Source organism: Kumtagia ephedrae (assembly GCF_003012745.1).
GTDB classification, from domain to species: domain Bacteria; phylum Pseudomonadota; class Alphaproteobacteria; order Rhizobiales; family Rhizobiaceae; genus Kumtagia; species Kumtagia ephedrae.
The window spans coordinates 18,475-38,116 of the sequence record NZ_PXYK01000035.1 but is presented as its reverse complement, the minus strand read 5'-3'; the positions used below and the strand labels follow the sequence as shown (position 1 = coordinate 38,116).

Sequence of the window (19,642 nt, the reverse complement as noted above, 5' to 3'; positions counted from 1 at the left end):
GACGGCGGAGTGGAGAATGGCCGCGCATTCGGGTCCGAGAATCGTCATCTACGCGGCGCTCGCCGGCAATCTGATGATCGCGGCGACAAAATTCGCCGCCGCCTTCTTCACCGGCAGTTCAGCCATGCTGTCGGAAGGCGTGCATTCGCTGGTCGACACCGGCAATGGCGGCCTGCTGCTGTTCGGCATGCACCGCGCGGCGCGGCCGGCCGACAGGACGCATCCCTTCGGCCACGGCCGCGAGCTCTATTTCTGGAGCTTCATCGTCGCGCTGCTGGTGTTCGCGCTCGGCGCGGGGGTGTCCCTCTACGAGGGCGTCATGCACATCCTCGAACCCGAGCCGATCCGCAACGTCGCCGTCACCTATGTCGTGCTCGGCCTGTCGATCCTGTTCGAAGGCTTCTCCTGGCTGGTCGCCCTGAAGGCGTTCCGCGTCACCAAGGGCCGGCTGGGCTATCTGGAAGCTGTCCGCCGCAGCAAGGATCCCAGCGTCTTCACCGTGCTGTTCGAGGACAGCGCCGCGCTGCTCGGCCTGATGATCGCCCTCGTCGGCATCACCGCCTCGCAGGTCTTCGACATTCCCGAACTCGACGGCGCCGCTTCGGTCGGCATCGGCCTCGTGCTGGCGCTCACCGCGATCTTCCTGGCACGCGAGAGCAAGGGCCTGCTGATGGGCGAGGCGGCCGACCCTGTCCTGCAGGAGACGATCCTGGCGACGGCGCGTGCCGACCCCGCGGTGCACGGCGCCAACGGAGTGATCACCGTCCATCTCGGTCCTGAGCAGGTCGTGGCGGGGCTCAGCCTCGAATTCGAGGACAAGGCGACCGCGCCGGAAATCGAGGCCTGCGTGCTGCGGCTGGAAAGTGCAGTGCGCGCGAAGCTGCCGCAGATAGCCGGCCTGTTCGTCAAGCCGCAGACGCCCGCCACGTGGCAGGCGCGGCGCGCCGGCCTGGCCGGCTGATCAGTCGAGGAAGGGCTCCGCCGTCATCGTCTCCGGGACCCCTACGCCGAGCCGCGTGAGGATGGTCGGGGCGAGCTGGAGCTGGTCGAGCAGCGTGTCCGTGTTCCACCCCTGTCCGTCTCCGAAGTAATACAGCGCGACGTCCTGCATCTCGTCGTCGTGGCCGCCGTGATGCCCGCGCAGCGTCTGCCCATGGTCGGCGGTGACGATCACCTCATAGCCCGAGGCAAGCCAGCGCGGCAGGAAGCCGGCCAGCGACGCATCGAGCCCGTACAGCGCATTGTCCATCTCGACGCAGTCCTGGCCGTAGCGGTGGCCCATCGAATCGACCGTGCAGGTGTGCAGGATGCCGTAGTCGATGGAAAACCGCTCGGCGAGACGGGTGAGCGTGGCGAACAGGTCAACGTCGCTCGGCGTCATCTGGTTTGTGTGGCTGTAGCCGGTCATGGTGTGGAAGCGGCCGTGCCCGATCGGCCCTTCCTGGTCGTCATACTCGATGTCGCGCACCGGATCGAACGGGAAGCGGTTGAAGAACTCCGACCAGTAGGAATGGGTCACGGCGGCCGTCCTGCCGCCCGCCCGGGTGACTTCCGAGAAGATGTCGGGCTGTTCGACGCGCTTGCGGAACTCGTTCGAGCTTATGCCGTGCACCTGCGGCGGCACGCCGGTGTGGATGGAGGCGTAGCAGCAGGCGGAGGTCGACGGCAGCACCGAACGCATGCGCCATTTGCGCGCTTCGCCCGACTGGGCCCAGCCTTCCAGATTGCCCATGAACGGCTTCCAGTTCCGCCACGGCAGCCCGTCGAGGATGATCAGGAGAAGTTTTGAGCGCAGCGGCATCATGGCGGACTCCCCCTTCTTCAAGTCGCTGACTTTAAAGGCGGAATGTTGCGCGTCAACGGCCCGCCTTCCTCCGTCAAGCGATCGCCCGTCCTTGCGACCTCAGTCGATCGGGTTTGCTGGACCGAACCGGAGGATCAGGCGGAAATGTCGATGACGCCGCAGTCGCCGGCTTCCGAGCCGAAGACGAGGCGGCGCTCGGCCTTGTCCCACATCAGCGCGGTGATCGCGCCCTTGCCAGGGCGGCGCAGCAGCACCTCCTTGGCGTCGGCGAAGCGGACGGCGAGCACCATGCCGTCCTCGTAGCCGATCGCCGCGATGTCTTCGCTGGGGTGGCAGGCGACCGTGGTGACCATGGTGTTGCCGCGCGTGCCGAGCTCCAGCGGCGCCTTGCCCATCGGCCCGTCCTTGGCCTGGAACGGCCAGACGATCGCCGCCGGCGCGCCGGAACTCGCCAGCCATTTGCCCCTGGCGGCCCAGGACAGCGATTTCACCTTGGACGGATAGCCGGACATGCGCATGTGCTTGCCGTCGGCCAGCTTCCAGCCATGCAGGGCGTTCTCCTGCATGGTTGTGACGAGGAAATTGCCGTCGGGCGAAAAGGTGATGCCGGTATGCGCGCCGGCCCATTCCAGCTCGGTGGGCTTGCCCTCGGTCGCCGGGAAATGCAGCGTCGCACCGTTGTAGCGGGCGACGCCGATGCGCATGCCCTTCGGCGCGAAGGCGATGCCCTCGACCGAGCGCGGGTGCGAAAACTCCTTCAGCTTGCCGTCCGGCAGCTTCACCCAGGCGCTGCGCCCGGTGGCATAGGCGAGCGCCCCCTGCGGGCCGGCGGCGACGCTGGTGATCCATTTGCGGCCGGCCTCGGCGACGACCGTGGCGGTACCGTCGGCGCCGGTGGCAAACACCTTTCCGTCCTCGCCGCCGGTGATCAGCTTCGTGCCGGTCAGGTCGAGCGCCGCGCAGAGCAGCCCGTCATTGGCCTGCACCGTCTTGTGGCCGTGATCGAGACGATGGACCGTGCCGTCGGCCAGCGCGAAATGCGGAATGTCGGCGAGGAAGACGGCGGCGACGCAATGGCCGTCGAGATCGAGAGGGGCGATTGTGGGCATGGCAAATCCAGCAAGCGTTGCGGGCCCACCCCTTACGGCGTTCTCCGCCGATGCTCAATCGCTTTGCCTGCGGCTGCAACGCCACGGCATTCGCCTTTGATGCGTCACCTTTCGATATTCAACTCGTAGCGCGTGTGCCGCGTCAGGGCTCCCTTGGCCGTCAGGTCCTGCAGAGGCTCCAGCGCCTGTCGCTCATAAGCGAAACAACGTCGATCGGCCGCTGCCAATTCCAAGGCATGAGTTATAGAAATATTCTCTATAGCTCATGCCTGGCATGAGCTACGAGCTATAGCCCGCGTTCGTGCCTCAGCCGGTCAAGCCACCTGACACGCCTCGAAGCTCTTCCTCAGCCGCTCCTCGTCGAGCTTGCGGCCGATGAAGACCAGCCTGCTCTCGTGCTTCTCGCCATCCTTCCAGGCGCGCTGGTGGTCGCCTTCCATGATCATGTGGACGCCCTGCAGCACGTAGCGGTCTGGATCGTCCTTGAAGGCGATGATGCCCTTGAGCCGAAGGATATTCGGCCCCTCGAGCTGCGTCACCTTCTCGATCCACGGGAAGAACTTCTTCGAATCCATCTCGCCGCCGCGCAGCGACACCGACTGCACCGTCACGTCGTGGATCGGCGACATCGCGCCATGCTCATGATGATGGCGGTCGTGATCGTGGTGGTGATGATCGTGGCCTTGATGGTGATGATGATCGTGGTCGCAGTCGGGCCCGCAGACATGATCGTGGTCGTGGTCATGTGCGTCGAGGAAATGCGGGTCGTTGTCGAGCGCCCGCTTCAGGTCGAAGGCGCCGCGGTCCAGCACCTCGCCGAGGTCGACGCCGGCGCGGGTCGTGCGGTGGATGCGGGCACCGGGATTGATGGCGCGGATCGCCGCCTCCACCTCGCGCAGCTCCTCGGGCGCCACCAGGTCGGTCTTGTTGAGCACGACCACGTCGGCGAAGGCGATCTGGTCCTCGGCCTCGCGCGAATCCTTCAGCCTGAGCGGCAGGTGCTTGGCATCGACCAGCGCGACGACGGCATCGAGCCTGGTTTTCCTGCGCACGTCCTCGTCCATGAAGAAGGTCTGGGCGACAGGCACCGGGTCGGCGAGGCCGGTGGTCTCCACCACGATCGCGTCGAAGCGTCCCGGCCGGCGCATCAGGCCCTCGACCACGCGCACCAGGTCGCCGCGCACCGTGCAGCAGACGCAGCCATTGTTCATCTCGTAGATTTCCTCGTCGGATTCCACGATGAGGTCGTTGTCGATGCCGATTTCGCCGAATTCGTTGACGATCACGGCATAGCGCTTGCCGTGGTTCTCGGAGAGGATGCGGTTGAGCAGGGTGGTCTTGCCGGCGCCGAGATAGCCGGTCAGCACGGTCACGGGAATCTGGGTTTGCGCTTCGCTCATGGTAGGCCCCGGGGGTTCTTGTCGCCTCCATATAGGACGCTGCCGGGCGGATTGCACGCTTCAATCCGCTCGGTGCCGCCGCTTGCCTGCTGCCTTTTTCGACAGGAGCGGACGCGCTGTCACGCAATTGTAAAGAAGGTCTGCCATTAGCCGAGCTGCCGAATTTCGGTTGCCGGCAAAGCTTATGCGGATCGCCGTGGCAGCTTCTCAGGATACCTGCCAAAATAGGTCACCAATTTCGTCGAGGGAGCGAAAAATGGCCAGAACCACCAGAAGCGTCACCATGGGCCGTCTGCATTCGGCGGCGCGGCTCTCGCGCACGGCGCTGGCGGCCAGATTGCTGTCGCATGGCTTCTATGCCGGCCAGGACCAGATCATGCTGGCGCTCGACCGCGAGGACGGCCAGACGCCCGGGCAGCTCGCCACGCGCATCGGGGTCAGGCCGCCGACCATCACCAAGACGATCAACCGTCTGCAAAGCCAAGGGTTCCTGGAAAAGCGGGCGTCCGACAAGGATGCGCGGCAGGCGCACATCTTCCTGACCGGCACCGGCCGCGAGGCGATCCGCGACATCGAGAAATCCGTGCGCAAGACCGAGAAGCTGGCGCTGAAGGGCCTCGACAAGAAGGATCAGAAGGCGCTGACCAAGCTGCTGTCCCGCATCGAGGCGAATCTCTCGGACCTCGCCGTCGCCGAGATCGACGAGGACGATGTCGTCGAGGACTGAGACCGCCTGCCCTCTCCGGGCTGGGCCAGCCGCGGCAAGACGCCTTGACCAGCGGCACATTCATGCTTGCACCATGGCAGGGCATGGCGCACAACCGGCTGACCTTTCCTTCCTGACCGGCATGTCTGTTGGACCGATCTCCTTCCAAGCATGAAGCGGCCACACCGGCCGCGGCTATTCTCTACGTATTCGCGGCGGGACTGCTGTTCACGGGCCTGGATACCAGCGCGAAATATCTCGTGCTGGCGGGAATGTCGGCACCGTTCGTCGCCTGGATGCGCTTCGCCGAGCATACGGTGCTGGCGCTTCTGCTGCTGCGGTTCTGGAGCAACCCGGCGGTGTTCCGGTTCGCCAGCCTGCCGCTGCAGGTGGTGCGCGGGCTCTGCTTGGCCGGTTCGACGATCTTCAATTTCGCCGCGCTGTTGACGCTGCAACTCGCCGAGACCTCGGCGATCTACTTCTCCGCGCCGATGATCACCATCGCGCTTGCCGGGCCGCTGCTCGGCGAATGGGCAGGCTGGCGCCGCTGGCTGGCGGTGCTCGCCGGCTTCGTCGGCGTGCTGGTTATCACCCGGCCCGGCTACGGCGCCTTCGGCATCGGCCATGTGTTCGCGCTGTGCTCGACGCTCAGCTACTGCTTCTACGTGATCCTGACCCGACGCATGTCGGAAAGCGAGACGCCGGCCAGCCTCATCTTCTACTCGGCGCTGGCACCGACCGTGCTGATGGCGCCGGTCGTCCCGTTCTCCGCCTCGATGCCCCCGAGCCTCTGGCATGGCCTGATCCTGCTGTTGCTCGGCGTCTTCGGCGGCATCGGCCACTGGTTCCTGATCAAGGCCTACCGGCTCGCCACCACCAGCGCGCTGGCGCCCTATCCCTACCTGCAGATGGCCTGGATGGTGGCGTCCGGCTACCTGGTGTTCGGACAGTTACCGGATCGCTGGACACTGGCCGGCACGGCCATCATCGTGGCCGGCGGGCTCTACATCATCCATCGCGAGCATCGCCTGAGGCTGAAGAACCGCGCCGCACCCAACGAGGACTCGGCCGATCTCGCCGAGAAGCTGTGATTTAGGCTTTGCCACGCCGGCAAAGGGTGGCATAAGCATTTTTAAACAGTTTAAATCTGTTCTTGCAGGCATGCCGGGGAGGGCGCGCTGGCCCAGAAGATCAAGCTTTCGACAATCGCCGACGCGCTCGGCGTATCCACGGCGACCGTGTCGCTGGCGTTGCGCGACAGCCCGCTGGTCGCCGACTCGACCCGTGACCGCATCAAGGATCATGCGCGGGCGATCGGCTACATCTACAACCGTCGCGCCGCGAGCCTGAGGACGTCGCGCTCTGGCATCGTCGGCGTCGTCGTGCACGACATCATGAACCCGTTCTTCGCCGAGATCCTGCGCTCGATCGAAAGCGAGCTCGACCGCAGCCGCCAGACCTTCATCCTGTCCAACCACTACGACCAGCTCGAGAAGCAGCGGACCTTCATCGACACGCTGCTGCAGCTCGGCGCCGACGGCGTGATCATGTCGCCGGCGATCGGCACGCCACCGGAGGACATCCTCATGGCCGAGGAGAACGGTCTGCCGGCGGTGCTGATCGCCCGCACCGTCGAGGGCGCGGCCGTGCCGGTGTTCCGCGGCGACGACGCATACGGCACCGCCCTTGCGACCAACCACCTGATCTCGCTCGGCCACACCCGCATCTCGATGATCGGCGGCACCGACCAGACCTCGACGGGCCGCGACCGCTATCAGGGCTATCTCAACGCCATGGAGGCGGCGGGACTGGAGGTGCGGCCGGGCTGGCGCATTCCCGGGCCGCGCACCAAGCAGGCCGGCTTCGAGGCGGCGGGCCAGTTCCTGGCGCTGAAGGATCATCCGACGGCCGCCTGCTGCTGGAACGACCTCGTCGCCATCGGCCTGATGAACGGCATCGCCCGCGCCGGGCTGACGCCGGGCGTCGACATTTCCGTCACCGGCTATGACGACCTCGAGGAGGCGGCGATCGCCACGCCGGCGCTGACCACGGTGTGGAACGGCCAGCGCGAGGTCGGCCGCCGCGCGGCACGCGCCCTGCTCGACAAGCTGAGCGGGACGCAGGTGCGCCCCTCGCAGGAGCTGATCAAGCCGGAGCTGCATGTGCGCCAGTCCACCGGCCGCCCGCGCGAGCGCTGAGCGCCGCGCTTTCGCCTCAACCGCCCAAACGCTTCCGGAGATCGACATGTCCGAACCGCTATCCGAGATGACCGTGCTCGTCGTCGGGGAATTGAACAAGCGCATCCCGGCGAGGCTGGCCGAACGTTTCCGCGTCGTGCGGGTCGACCGCGGCGATCCGGCCCTGCTGAGTGAGGAGCTGCGCGCGAAAGTGCGCGGCATCGCCGCAATGGCCCCGATCGATGCGGCCCTCATCGACAGCCTGCCGAAGCTGGAGATCATCGCCAGCTTCGGCGTCGGCTATGACGGGGTTAACGCCCGCCACGCGGCGACGCGCAAGGTCATGGTGACCAACACGCCCGACGTGCTCACCGAAGAGGTCGCCGACACGGCGCTCGGCCTTCTGATCAACACGGTGCGCGAGCTGTCGCGCGCCGAAGACTGGCTGCGCCAGGGCCGATGGATCAGCGAGGGGCATTACCGCCTGACGCCGCTCACCCTGCGCGGCCGCAAGGCAGGCATCTTCGGCATGGGCCGCATCGGCCTGGCGATCGCCCGGCGGCTGGAGGCTCTCGGCCTTTCCATCGCCTATCACAACCGCAACCCGGTCGAGGGGCTCGGTTATGCCTATCACCCGACGCTGAAGGGTCTTGCCGGGGCGGTGGACACGCTGATCGCGGTGGTGCCCGGCACGGTTTCGACGGCCAGGGCGGTGAACGCCGAGGTGCTGGAGGCGCTCGGCCCGGCCGGCGTCTTCGTCAACATCGGCCGCGGCAGCACGGTCGACGAGCAGGCGCTAGCCCGCGCGCTTGCCGACGGCACCATCGCGGCGGCCGGCCTCGACGTCTTCGCCGACGAGCCGAACGTGCCGCAGGCGCTGCTCGACCTGCCGAACGCGACGCTGCTGCCGCATGTCGGTTCGGCTTCGGTGCATACGCGCGACGCGATGGCCGACCTCGTCGTCGACAATCTCGTCTCCTGGTTCGCCGAGGGTCGCCCGCTCACGGCCGTGCCGGAGACGGCGCATGTGAAGGCAGGCTGAGCTTGTCGGTGCGTCCTTCGAGGCTCGCCCGCGAAAGTCCGGGCTACCTTGCGATCGCTCTGCGGGCTCCCGCCTCAGGAATGAGGGAGGACGTGCCGGCAAGGCATCAGCTGTAAAAGCAAGATCATCGACGGGCGAGCCTCGAAGGACGCCCGTCGATCATGCAGCCAATTCCGGGCGACCTATTCCGCCGCCGGGCGCAGCCCGAGCCGGGCCGCGGCGTGGCCGCGCACGGCATCGCCAAAAGCCTTGAAGATTTTCGCGGAAACCGAGTCGCTGTGGACCCAATATTCCGGGTGCCACTGCACGCCGACGGCGAAGGCCGGCGCGTCCTTGACGGAAACAGCCTCGACCGTTCCATCGGTCGCCACTGCCTCGACCTGCAGCCGCGTACCGAGGCGCTCGATGCCCTGGCGGTGCACGGAATTCACCATGATGTCGCCGGCGCCGAACACGCCGGCAAGGCAGCTTCCCGGCTTGATCGACACGTTCTGGCGGATGGCGAAGCGTTCGTCCTGGTTGTCGCTCACCGGGGCGCGGTGGTCGAGCGAGCCTTCGCGCTCCTGCAATTCGGTGGCGAGCGTGCCCCCCAGCGCGACGTTCAGCTCCTGGATGCCGCGGCAGATGGCGAGCAGCGGCACGCCCTGCTCGATCGCCTTGCGGATCAGCGGCAGGGTGGTGGCGTCGCGCGCCGGGTCGTATGGGCCGTTCGCCTCGCTGGCATCGCCGCCATAAAGCGAGGGATGCACGTTCGACTTCGAGCCGGTGACCATCACGCCGTCGACCGAGGCGAGCAGGCTATCGAGATCGAGCCTGTCGCCGAAGGAGGGGACCAGGACCGGCAGCACCCCGGCGCCGACGATCGCCGCCTCGAGATATTGCTGCGGGGCGGCATGCCAGAAGTAGTTGTCGAACTGGCGGACGTCGGTGGAGACGGCAACGAGCGGCTGGCGCATTTTCGGCTTTCGTGATGACGCGATGCGGCCGTAAAATAGGCGAAGGCGGTATGCTTGCCAAGGCGCGGAACAGCCTTGGATACGGCGGCGTGCGCGACAAGACCTTGTCATGGTGACCGGATCGACCGTAACGCGCACGCCGCTTCCACCCGCATGTCCTGCTTTTTGCGATCCGTCTCTAAAATAGCCTTGCGAGCACCGGGATCGCTCCCGTCGCCTGAAGATATTCGGCAAGCCCGAATGCTGGCATGGCAACGAAGAAGATGAGCCCATCCCTGAACGTGCCGTAGATGCAGCCTGTCGACACGCTCAAGGCAGGCACATCGCGATAGCGCGCAGGCCACGGCCAGAAGCGGGGAACGTCGGCGGTGTAGGCCGAATAGGCGGCACCGAAAGCATCCTGCAGATACCGTTCCTCCCGCAGAATGACGATGCGGAAGATCATCGTCGAAGCTACGAAAAACAGGAAGGACAGTGTGATGCTGCCGGTTTGGGCGCCGACGCCAGCGGCAGCGATGCTCGAGAAAAAATAGAGCGGGTTGCGACTGACGGAGTAAGGCCCATGGACGACAAGCTCGGCCGCCTTTCTGTCACCTATGTAGAGGGTACACCAGAGCCGGCCGACAATCCCGATCACGATCAATGCAACGCCGACCATCTCGATGTCGTTGCGACGCTCAGGGCTTCCCACCGCACCGACGAACAGAAGCATGCAAAAGCTGAAAGCCAGCAACAATGCTATGACAACGCGCCGAGCGTGTTGAAACCCGGAAAGCGACATGCGCCTGCTCCTGATTGTGTTCGATACGAAGACCACTGGACTTGCAAGGATCCCCGAACGAGGAGGGCCATTAGGCACGCCGGCCCCCGGGGTCCGATCCCCGTCAGTACAGCGCCGCCGGTTTCGGGCGCTTGTCCGTCCATTGCGGCGGCGCGCCGAACTTGCCGGCCACCATTCCCGGAATGCCGGGGGATCGGCCGAAAGTCTCGCAGGCGGCGTATTTGTGCTTGCCTCCGACCATGGATTTGATCCGCTGGCCGGACGGCAGCGTAAGCTGCAGCCCCTTGGGCTCCTTGCCGGTGATCAGCATGCGCGAGAAATCGTTGCCGAAGGTCGAGGCCAGACCGTAGGCGTCGCCGACCTCCGAGACGCGGGGCTTGTTCTGGATCGAGTTCGCGCCGCGCGCCCAGATAATGGCAGCGCGCTGGACGCCGGAGCTGTCCACCGCCTCCGCTTCGACGGCCAGCCCGCCAAGACCGATCGGAAGGCGCGGCACGCTGACCGGCACCTCGGGCGGCATGAAGGCGCCGCTCGCCAGGGTCACCGCCGTCGAAACGCCGGCGACGACCTTGTTGGTCGGCACGATGTCGGTGACGACGGCTCGAACCTTCAGATCGGCGGGCTGGCCGAGGGGAACCATGTGGTACCTGTCGCTGAGCGCGATGCAGATCGCACGGTCGAGCGCGTTGGCCACCAGAGCCAGATCATCCTTGCTCCTGACGCGCGGCGAGGTGCCGAACGCAAAACTTGTCGGAACGATGCTGACGGTCTTGACCGCAGCCAGACCTTGCGCGTCCACGAACCGGCGAGCCTTGGACAACGTCCCCTTGGGCACGCCCAGATTGCTGTAGGACGTAAGCGTGCCGGCCTTCTTCAGGGGCACCGACGCGCAGCCGGCGATGGCCAGCGTCATCGGCAACGCCAGCAAGGCGGTTCTAAGCAGCGGCATTTCGGTTCATCCAGCAAATGACGGAACACATGGAGAGCGATCTGGCTCGCGAGCATCGTTGTCGCGGATCGTGACGACGGCGACCGTGCGCGATCAGCATTGCCGCAGCATTACGGGCTCGCCCGGGGGACCGCGATCATGAGCGGAGCTGAAAGGTCGTCGGTCGACTCGGAGCCGGCTCCGGTTCAGAGCCGGATCGTGAACGTCGTTCCGGCCGGGCTGCTGTCGAGGGTGACCCGGCCGCGATGGTTCGACACGATCTGCTTCACCAGGGTGAGCCCCAGGCCGGCTCCCTTGCTGCGGGGCGTGACCCGGTAGAACGGCTCGAACACCAGATGCTGGAGGTCCGCGGCGATTCCCTTGCCCTGGTCGGCCACGGCGATCTCCCCGGCGGCCGAAACCGAGACCGAGATCACGCCGGCATTGCCGCCATGGTCGATGGCGTTGCTTACCAGATTACCGAGCGCCCGCGGCAGGGCCGAGGGGCTGCCCTGGCGCACAAGCCGGTCGACCTCGCTCCCGAAGGAAATCTCGTAGCCGGCGGCGATCGCCAGCGGCGCCATATCGGCGACGACAGTCCGCGCCATTTCGACGAGATCGACCGTCTCATGGAGATCGGTCGCATGGCCGCTGCGCTCGAAATCGAGCAGTTGCTCGGCCGTCGCGCCCAGCCGCGCGACGTCGTCGAGCAGGCGCCGGCGCTCCTCGCCTTCAACCATGCCGTCGATCCGCGTCTGCATGATGGCGATCGGCGTCCGCAGCTCGTGCGCGGCGTCGACCAGGAAGCGCTGCCGTGCCTGGAACTGACGTTCGAGGCGCTCGAGCACGGCATTGAAGGCGACCACCAGCGGCACGACCTCCTTCGGCACGTTCTCGACCGGAAGGCGCGATCCGGGCCGGCGCGGATCGATCTCCGGCGCCTTTCGAACGACGTCGCTCAACCCGGATAGGGCGCCTCGCACGATATGGGGCACGGCGACGAAGATGGCAGGAAGAGCCATGGCCACCAGCGGCACGTAAATCAGATACATGCGGCGCAGGATCGTCAGGTACGGCCAGTCGTGGCCGGAGCTGCCGCCGATCATGAAGCGGACCTCGCCAAGCGCCGTCTCGACGTCGTCGATGGATACGACTTCGCCGCTGCCGCCGGGACCGCGGATATCGGCATCCTTGACAAGATGTATCTGGCTGATGAGCCCGGCATAAGCCGCCGGGACATCGCCGTAGGATGCGGTCGCGCCGTCAATGGTCGCGGCGACGAACCAGAGGTCGGGGTTATGCTCCCTGATCGACGCGAGCAAAGGCGTATCACGGATCTCGAACCGGCCCTCGGCATCACGCATGATGGCTTCGACGATCGCCGGTCCGACCCTGTCTTCAAGCGCCACGTTGGGCGAGCGGATCAAGGTCGCATAGTAGCAAAGCCCGAGGGCGACGGCTGCGACCACGGCCGTGAAGACGAGACTGAGCTGCCAGCTCAGTTTCCACCGGAGCGAGGTGTTGCTGGCGCCCATCATTCTTCCTTCAGGAGATAGCCGACGCCCCTGATGCCGTGGATGGTCACGCCGGCCCCGGCATCCAGCAACCGCCTGCGCAGCCGCGAGATATGCGCGTCGAGCGCGTTGGACTGGATCTCTTCCTCGTAATTGTAGACCGCCGCTTCCAGCACGGACCGAAGAACGGTCCTGCCGTGCCGCTTGGCAAGCGCCGATAGGACCAGGAGCTCCCGCCGCGGCAGGTCGAGAGGCACCGCGCCGACGCTCACGCTCATATGCAGCGGATCGATCTCCATCCTGCCGACCGTGATCCGCGGCTCGGCGAGGCTCGCCCGCCGCCGCAGCACGGCGCGCAGCCGTGCCATCAGCTCCTCGACGAGGAACGGTTTGCCCAGATAGTCGTCGGCACCGATGTCGAGGCCCTCGACGCGTTCCATCGGCTCGTTGTGGGCGGTCAGGACGACGACCGGCGTGTCGATGCCCGCACGTCGCAGTTGCGGAATGAAGGTCAGCCCCTCGCCGTCGGGCAGGCGCCGGTCGAGCAGGATCGCATCGTAGACGTTCTGCCGCGTCAGCTCGACGGCATCGGCGAGCAGCGGGGTGTGATCGATGACGATGCCTTGCCTGCCCAGCGCCGCCGAAAGCGCTTCGGCCATCTGCTTCTCGTCCTCAACCAGCAATATGCGCATGCGTCCGGCGCCTGTTTTCGCATTCCCCTCTCGGCCACAAACATTGCGGCAGCATTGCGGAAGCGCGGCAGAATCCGCGCGCGCCTCTCCAACCGTCGCACGGCCGCTAAGACTATAGTCGCATGCGTCGGCGGCTCCTTTGTTTTTGTCGCTGCGCCGGCTGGTTCGATCTTGCCGCGCGCTGGACTCGAACAAGCTGCCGTGTATTGTGCCAGCGTCTTCCCTTGAGGAAAATCAACAGCTTCCCCAAGGGCATGCCGCAATCGGTCCAGACGGGAGGATTTTCATGGATCGCCGTTCATTCATCAGGAAAGCCGGAGTCGCCGGTGTCGGGGCAGCCGCCGCGACGGCACTCGCAGCACCGGCAATCGCACAGTCCAATCCGAAAATAACCTGGCGGCTCGCGTCGTCCTTCCCCAAGTCGCTCGACACCATCTATGGCGGCGCCGAAGTCTTTTCGAAGATGCTGTCGGAGGCCACCGACGGCAACTTCACCGTGCAGGTCTTCGCCGCCGGCGAGATCGTGCCCGGCCTGCAGGCCGCTGATGCGACCGCCGCGGGAACCGTCGAGGCCAGCCACACCGTCGCCTACTACTACTGGGGCAAGGACCCGACCTGGGCGCTGGGCGCCGCCGTTCCCTTCGCGCTCAACGCGCGCGGCATGAACGCCTGGCAGTATCACGGCGGCGGCATCGATCTGTTCAACGAATTCCTTGGTACCCAGGGGTTGTTCGGCCTGCCCGGCGGCAACACCGGCGTGCAGATGGGCGGCTGGTTCCGCAAGGAGATCAACACGGTCGCCGATCTCAAGGGCCTGAAGATGCGCATCGGCGGCTTCGCCGGCAAGGTGGTCGAGAAGCTCGGCGTGGTGCCGCAGCAGATCGCCGGCGGCGACATCTACCCGGCGCTGGAGAAGGGCACCATCGACGCCGCCGAATGGGTCGGCCCCTACGACGACGAGAAGCTCGGCTTCCAGAAGGTTGCGCCGTTCTACTACTATCCCGGCTGGTGGGAAGGCGGCCCGACCGTGCACCTGATCTTCAACAAGGCAAAATACGAGGAGCTGCCGGCCGCCTACAAGTCGCTGGTCCGCACGGCGGCGCAGGCGACCGACGCCAACATGCTGCAGAAATACGACTACCTGAACCCGACGGCGGTCAAGCAGCTGGTCGCCAACGGCGCGCAGTTGCGGCCGTTCAGCCCCGAGATCCTGGCCGCCTGCTTCGACGCCGCCAACGAGGTCTATGCCGAGATGGAAGCCTCCAACCCGACCTTCAAGAAGATCTGGGAATCCATCAAGGGCTTCCGCAAGGAACATTTCCTCTGGGCGCAGGTGGCGGAATACAACTACGACACCTTTATGATGATCCAGCAGCGCAATTCGAAGTTGTAGCGCTCCAGAATCTTCCGAGTGAAGAAGAGGCCCCGGAGACACCATCTTCGGGGCCTTCGGTTTTTCGGTTTCATCTGCCGCGAGACCTCTTCATCTGGACTTGGGCCAGCGGTCATGCATCATGGGTCCAGCGCCGTCTGAGCGACATGAGAATCAAGCCATCCGGCGCTTCGTTGGTCCAGATCAGGGAGGAAGCCGATGGATCGTCGTTCTTTCATTGCCAAGGCCGGCCTGTCCGGCGCCGGTGCCGCCGCGGCGGCCGTGACGCTGGCCGCACCGGCCATCGCGCAGTCCATGCCGAAGCTTTCGTGGCGGTGCACGTCCTCGTTCCCGAAGGCACTCGACACGATCTTCGGCGCGGCGCAGACCATGGCCGACTACGTGCGGGAATCGACGGATGGCAATTTCGATATCCAGGTCTTCGCGGCGGGCGAGCTTGTGCCCGGCCTCCAGGCGGCCGACGCCGCGGCGGCGGGCACGGTCGAGTGCTGCCACACCGCCTCCTACTATTACTGGGGCAAGGACCCGACCTATGCGCTGGCCACGGCAGTGCCGTTCATGTTCAACGACCGGCAGATGAACGCCTGGCTCTACTATGGCGGCGGCAGCGATCTCCTCAACGAGTTCTACGCGACGCAGGGCCTCTACGGACTGGCCAGCGGCAACACCGGGGCGCAGATGGGCGGCTGGTATCGCAAGGAGATCAAGTCGGTCGCCGATCTCAAGGGTTTGAAGATGCGGATCGGCGGCTTCGGCGGCAAGGTGCTGGAACGGCTCGGCCTGGTGCCGCAGCAGATCGCCGGCGGCGACATCTACCCGGCACTGGAGAAGGGCACGATCGACGCGGCCGAATGGGTCGGACCCTATGACGACGAAAAGCTCGGCTTCCAGAAGGTCGCGCCGTTCTACTACTATCCCGGCTGGTGGGAGGGCGGTCCGACGCTGCACACGCTGGTCAATCTCGCCAAATGGAACGAGCTGCCGAAGTTCTACCAGGCGGCGCTGAAATCGGCCTGCCAGGCGGCGAATTGCGACATGATGGCGAGCTACGACCAGAAGAATCCGGCGGCGCTCAAGCGCTTGGTCGCTAACGGTGCGCAACTGCGCCCGTTCAGCCCGGAGGTGCTGTCCGCCTGCTTCGAGGCGGCGAACGCCACCTATGCCGAACTCTCGGCCGCCAACGCCGCCTTCAAGAAGATATACGACAGCCAGACAGCGTTCCGCCGCGACGCCTATGTATGGGCGCAGGTGTCGGAATACACCTTCGACACCTTCATGATGCTGCAGCAGCGGGCCGGCAAGCTGTAGCGATCGCTGCGAATGGGGAGGGTGTGCACACGCCTTCCCCGTCGCCTACCGCGCGTCGCGTGAAAAAACGATTCATGCGACGTGCTGTAGGTTGTTGAATTTGCGCGTGTCTTCATAGCGGACCCGCTGCGCACTTTCGGGAGACGTGCTTCGGGCGCGCGTCATCGACCGCCGGTTCCGGCAAGCCCTCTGCGCTTCAGCGAGTACCCGATGGCACCACCAGCACCTTGACCTCGCCCGGCCCCGGCGGGTTGGCGATGACCTGCGGGGCCTCGTCGAGGCTCACCTGCCTCGAAACGAGCTTCTCGACCTTGATCGTGCCGGAGGCGATCAACTCGGCGGCGCGCCGGTGCACGAACGGATTGATGAAGGAGCCGAGCACCCGCAGTTCGCGGAACAGCAGATCGAACGGCTCGATCTCGACCTTTTCGCCCTGCGGCATGACGCCGAGGATCACCACCGTGCCGCCGGCGCGGACAAGCCGCGGCGCCTGTTCGACCGTGTCGCGCACGCCGGCGCATTCGATCACCACGTCGACCCCGCCCGGCACCAGACCGTCCGGGCCTGCCACCTGCCCGATCACGTCGGAGGCGGACGGGTCGACCGTCGCCGTGGCGCCGAGCTCCTCGGCAAGCGCGCGCTTGGACGCCTGGCGGGTCGACAGGATCACCGTCGAGGCGCCAGCCAGGCGTGCGAGCTGGACGACGAGCAGGCCGATGACGCCGCCGCCGAGCACGACGACGGAGGAACCCGCCTTGATGGCCGCGATGTCGATGCCGTGCAGGCAGCAGGCCAGCGGCTCGCAGAAGGCGCCGTGCGTCGGCGCGAGGCTGGCGGGCAACGCGAACGCCTGCTTCTGCGGCACGATCACGTAATCTGCGAGGCCGCCGTCGCGGTGGATGCCGATCGCCTGCAGGCTTCGGCAGAGATTGACGCGTCCGTTCTGGCAGTGCGGGCACCTGCCGCAGGCGATGTTGGGGTCGCCGGTGATGCGGTCGCCGACGGCGAAGCCGCTCACCCCGCTGCCCACCGCCTCGACGATGCCGGAGAATTCGTGGCCCAGGGTCACCGGCGGCTTCGATGGGAACTCGCCACGGAAGAGGTGGCGGTCCGTGCCGCATATTCCACAGGCTTCGACCCGCACCAGCAGGTCGTCCGGGCCGGGAACCGGCTTGGCAATGTCGCGCGTGGCGAGCACGCCGATGGCCTCCAGCCTGACCGCCTTCATCGCCCCAGCCTCATATCGGCGTTCCTTTGCCGTTCGGTCGCTTACCCGCCTCGCTTCGTCCGGTACCTCCCGGAGGGAGATGACCCAAGGGCCCGAAGCGGGCGGGAGGTCGATCATAGCGGCCATCAGGCATCAGTTGAAGCTTGGCGGCTTCGACAGGTCGGTGGCTGGCGCCGTCGGCTGGGCGGGCGGCTCGCTGCCGAAGCTCGGCGGCTGCGACAGGTCCGTCGCCGACGGCGCGGGCTGGGCCGGCGCCGCCGGATTCGTCCCCAAAGGCGGCGAGCCATCCAGGCCCGGCTGGCCGAGTCCCGGCAATCCGGGCTGGCCGCCGCCCATCGGCGGCAGCACGATCTCGACATCGGCCGGATCGACCACCGTGCCCTTGTAGTGCATGACCATCTGCGGGAATGCGATCACCAGCGCCACCATGATGATCTGGATGCAGACGAAGGGTACCGCGCCCCAATAGATCTGGCCGGTGGTCACCGGCTGGATGCTTTTCCCCGTGATACGATCGAGATAAGGCACACGCGCCGCCACCGAGCGCAGGTAGAACAGCGCGAAGCCGAAGGGCGGATGCATGAAGCTCGTCTGCATGTTGACGCCGAGCAGCACGCCGAACCAGATCAGGTCGATGCCGAGCGCGTTGGCTGCGGGCACCAGCAGCGGCACGATGATGAAGGCGAGCTCGAAGAAGTCGAGGAAGAACGCCAGCAGGAAGACCAGCACGTTAACGGCGATCAGGAAGCCGATTTCGCCGCCCGGTAGCGATACCAGCAGGTGTTCGACCCAGAGATGGCCGTTGACGCCGTAGAAGGTGAGCGAGAAGACCCGCGCACCGATCAGGATGAACAGCACGAAGCTGGAAAGCCGCGTCGTCGAGGCGAGCGCCTGCCGGATCACGTCGAGCGACAGCCGGCCTTTCACGGCGGCCATGACCAGCGCGCCGACCGCGCCCATCGCGCCGCCCTCGGTCGGGGTGGCGATGCCGAGGAAGATGGTGCCGAGCACCAGGAAGATCAGCGCCAGCGGCGGGATCAGCACGATGATGACCTGCTGCGCCAGCTTCGACATCATGTTGATGTTGAAGCTCCTGTCGGCGATCGCCACCACGTAGATGACGATGACGCCGACGGTGGCGCCGAGAATGTCGGCATTGCTGCCCTGCGTCGGCGTGAGATAGACGTGCGCGGCATAGGCGATCGCGGCCGCCACGGCCAGCGCTACCGCCAGCGAGGTGACGCCGTGGCCGAGCGTGCGCGCCTCGAGCGGCAGGGCCGGCATCGCCTTCGGCCGCAGCAGCGACATGATGAAGATGTAGCCCATGTAGAGGCCGGTCAGCACCAGGCCGGGGATGATCGCGCCGGCATACATGTCGCCGACCGAGCGGCCGAGCTGGTCGGCAAGCACGATCAGCACCAGGGACGGCGGGATGATCTGCGCCAGCGTGCCGGATGCCGCGATCACGCCGGAGGCGACCCGCCGGTCATAGCCGTAGCGCAGCATGATCGGCAGCGAGATCAGCCCCATGGCGATGACCGAGGCGGCGACCACGCCGGTGGTGGCGGCAAGCAGCGCGCCGACGAAGATGACCGCATAGGCAAGGCCGCCGCGGATCGGCCCGAACAGCTGGCCGATGGTGTCGAGCAGGTCCTCGGCCATGCCCGATCGTTCGAGCACGATGCCCATGAAGGTGAAGAACGGGATGGCCAGGAGCGTCTCGTTCGACATGACGCCCCAGAAACGCTCGGGCAGCGCGTAGAGAAGCGGCCACGACAGGTTGATGCTGTTGTTGGAATATGGCGCCAGCTCGACGCCGATGAAGAAGAACAGCAGGCCGTTGGCCGCCAGCGAAAAGGCGACGGGATAGCCGAGCAGGAGGAAGACGATCAGCGAGAAGAACATGATCGGCGCCATGTTCTGGGCGATGAACTCGATCACGAGCGCACCTCCTCGGCCAGCGCCTTGGCCTCGAGCTCGGCCTGCTCATGCACGGAGATGAAAGGAGTGGGATCATCCATGTCGCCGCGCATCACCGCGATCTTTTTGATGATCTCCGACACGCCCTGAAGGCCGAGCAGGAAGAAACCGATCAGGAGCATCGACTTGGCCGGCCAGATGATCAGGCCGCCGGCATTGGTCGAGACCTCGCCGCTGCGGAAGGACAGCGAAACGTAAGGAATGAAGTAGACGATCATCAGGATGACGAACGGCATCAGGAAAAAGACGTGGCCGAACAGGTCGATCCAGTGCTGCACGCGGCGCGAGAACATGCCGTAGACGATGTCGATGCGGATGTGCTCGTTCTGTTTCAGCGTATAGGCGGCGGCGAGCAGGAAGGCTGCGCCGAACAGGTACCACTGCAATTCGAGCCAGGCGTTGGACGAGATGTTGAACGCCTTGCGGATCACCGCGTTGCCGGCGCTGATCAGGATCGACACCAGGATCAGCCAGGCGACCCATTTCCCGATGAATTCGTTGAGGCGATCAACGCCTCTCGCAAGAGCGAGCAGCCCTCCCATCATGTTCCTCCCGATCAGCGATCCGCCGTGTTCACCCGGTTTCTTTCGGCGAACCGATGCAGCATCGGTAGGACACGAGCGC

Annotated in this window: 18 protein-coding genes; 7 read left to right on the top strand and 11 right to left on the bottom strand. The window is 65.8% G+C overall.

Features of this window, described 5'->3' with window-relative positions:
• The first annotated feature begins 16 nt into the window (after positions 1-16).
• Entirely contained in the window at positions 17-961 is a 945-nt protein-coding gene (locus C7I84_RS25930; protein ID WP_106775120.1) for a cation diffusion facilitator family transporter, read from the top strand.
• Here the strand turns inward: C7I84_RS25930 and C7I84_RS25925 are convergent, their stop codons facing one another.
• The 3 genes from C7I84_RS25925 to C7I84_RS25915 all read right to left on the bottom strand — a co-directional run bounded on the left by C7I84_RS25925 (position 962) and on the right by C7I84_RS25915 (position 4,313).
• Positions 962-1,801, bottom strand: coding sequence for an alkaline phosphatase family protein (locus C7I84_RS25925; protein WP_106775138.1), 840 nt, complete (start codon positions 1,799-1,801; stop codon positions 962-964).
• 137 nt (positions 1,802-1,938) lie between these two features.
• A complete protein-coding gene (locus tag C7I84_RS25920) occupies positions 1,939-2,913 on the bottom strand; it encodes a WD40 repeat domain-containing protein (RefSeq protein WP_106775119.1) in 975 nt (324 codons plus the stop codon).
• 314 nt (positions 2,914-3,227) lie between these two features.
• Positions 3,228-4,313, bottom strand: a complete 1,086-nt coding sequence (locus C7I84_RS25915) for a CobW family GTP-binding protein (RefSeq protein WP_106775118.1) — start codon at positions 4,311-4,313, stop codon at positions 3,228-3,230.
• Between the two features lie 256 nt (positions 4,314-4,569).
• Between C7I84_RS25915 and C7I84_RS25910 the strand changes: the two genes are divergently transcribed.
• From C7I84_RS25910 to C7I84_RS25895, 4 genes are all read left to right on the top strand, one after another.
• Entirely contained in the window at positions 4,570-5,040 is a 471-nt protein-coding gene (locus C7I84_RS25910) for a MarR family winged helix-turn-helix transcriptional regulator (protein WP_106775117.1), read from the top strand.
• 128 nt (positions 5,041-5,168) lie between these two features.
• Positions 5,169-6,110 carry a DMT family transporter gene (locus C7I84_RS25905; protein ID WP_425351402.1) on the top strand — a complete coding sequence of 314 codons (942 nt, stop codon included), beginning with the start codon at positions 5,169-5,171 and terminating at the stop codon, positions 6,108-6,110.
• Positions 6,111-6,197: 87 nt separating this feature from the next.
• Positions 6,198-7,217: a LacI family DNA-binding transcriptional regulator gene (locus C7I84_RS25900; RefSeq protein ID WP_106775116.1), complete on the top strand. Its 1,020-nt coding sequence runs from the start codon at positions 6,198-6,200 to the stop codon at positions 7,215-7,217.
• 46 nt (positions 7,218-7,263) lie between these two features.
• Positions 7,264-8,238, top strand: coding sequence for a 2-hydroxyacid dehydrogenase (locus C7I84_RS25895; RefSeq protein ID WP_106775115.1), 975 nt, complete (start codon positions 7,264-7,266; stop codon positions 8,236-8,238).
• 182 nt (positions 8,239-8,420) lie between these two features.
• On the opposite strand, the gene C7I84_RS25890 is transcribed toward C7I84_RS25895, so the two are convergent.
• The 5 genes from C7I84_RS25890 to C7I84_RS25870 form a co-directional block, all read right to left on the bottom strand.
• Positions 8,421-9,194, bottom strand: a complete 774-nt coding sequence (locus C7I84_RS25890; RefSeq protein ID WP_106775114.1) for a gamma-glutamyl-gamma-aminobutyrate hydrolase family protein — start codon at positions 9,192-9,194, stop codon at positions 8,421-8,423.
• 178 nt (positions 9,195-9,372) lie between these two features.
• Entirely contained in the window at positions 9,373-9,975 is a 603-nt protein-coding gene (locus tag C7I84_RS25885; protein WP_106775113.1) for a methyltransferase family protein, read from the bottom strand.
• Positions 9,976-10,078: 103 nt separating this feature from the next.
• Positions 10,079-10,924: a DUF3313 domain-containing protein gene (locus C7I84_RS25880; RefSeq protein WP_106775112.1), complete on the bottom strand. Its 846-nt coding sequence runs from the start codon at positions 10,922-10,924 to the stop codon at positions 10,079-10,081.
• 185 nt (positions 10,925-11,109) lie between these two features.
• The gene (locus tag C7I84_RS25875) at positions 11,110-12,441 is read right to left on the bottom strand and encodes a sensor histidine kinase (RefSeq protein ID WP_106775111.1); all 1,332 of its coding nucleotides are present in this window, start codon (positions 12,439-12,441) and stop codon (positions 11,110-11,112) included.
• A complete protein-coding gene (locus C7I84_RS25870) occupies positions 12,438-13,109 on the bottom strand; it encodes a response regulator transcription factor (protein ID WP_106775110.1) in 672 nt (223 codons plus the stop codon). The genes C7I84_RS25875 and C7I84_RS25870 overlap by 4 nt, the downstream gene beginning before the upstream one ends.
• 286 nt (positions 13,110-13,395) lie before the next feature.
• Between C7I84_RS25870 and C7I84_RS25865 the strand changes: the two genes are divergently transcribed.
• Positions 13,396-14,502: a TRAP transporter substrate-binding protein gene (locus C7I84_RS25865; protein WP_106775109.1), complete on the top strand. Its 1,107-nt coding sequence runs from the start codon at positions 13,396-13,398 to the stop codon at positions 14,500-14,502.
• A 198-nt stretch (positions 14,503-14,700) separates the two neighbouring features.
• On the top strand, positions 14,701-15,810 hold the full coding sequence (locus C7I84_RS25860) for a TRAP transporter substrate-binding protein (RefSeq protein WP_106775108.1): 1,110 nt from the start codon (positions 14,701-14,703) through the stop codon (positions 15,808-15,810).
• Positions 15,811-16,006: 196 nt separating this feature from the next.
• On the opposite strand, the gene C7I84_RS25855 is transcribed toward C7I84_RS25860, so the two are convergent.
• From C7I84_RS25855 to C7I84_RS25845, 3 genes are all read right to left on the bottom strand, one after another.
• A complete protein-coding gene (locus C7I84_RS25855; protein WP_106775107.1) occupies positions 16,007-17,038 on the bottom strand; it encodes a zinc-dependent alcohol dehydrogenase family protein in 1,032 nt (343 codons plus the stop codon).
• 132 nt (positions 17,039-17,170) lie between these two features.
• On the bottom strand, positions 17,171-18,979 hold the full coding sequence (locus C7I84_RS25850) for a TRAP transporter large permease (RefSeq protein WP_106775106.1): 1,809 nt from the start codon (positions 18,977-18,979) through the stop codon (positions 17,171-17,173).
• Positions 18,976-19,560, bottom strand: coding sequence for a TRAP transporter small permease subunit (locus tag C7I84_RS25845; RefSeq protein WP_106775105.1), 585 nt, complete (start codon positions 19,558-19,560; stop codon positions 18,976-18,978). The genes C7I84_RS25850 and C7I84_RS25845 overlap by 4 nt, the downstream gene beginning before the upstream one ends.
• Positions 19,561-19,642 lie beyond the last annotated feature (82 nt).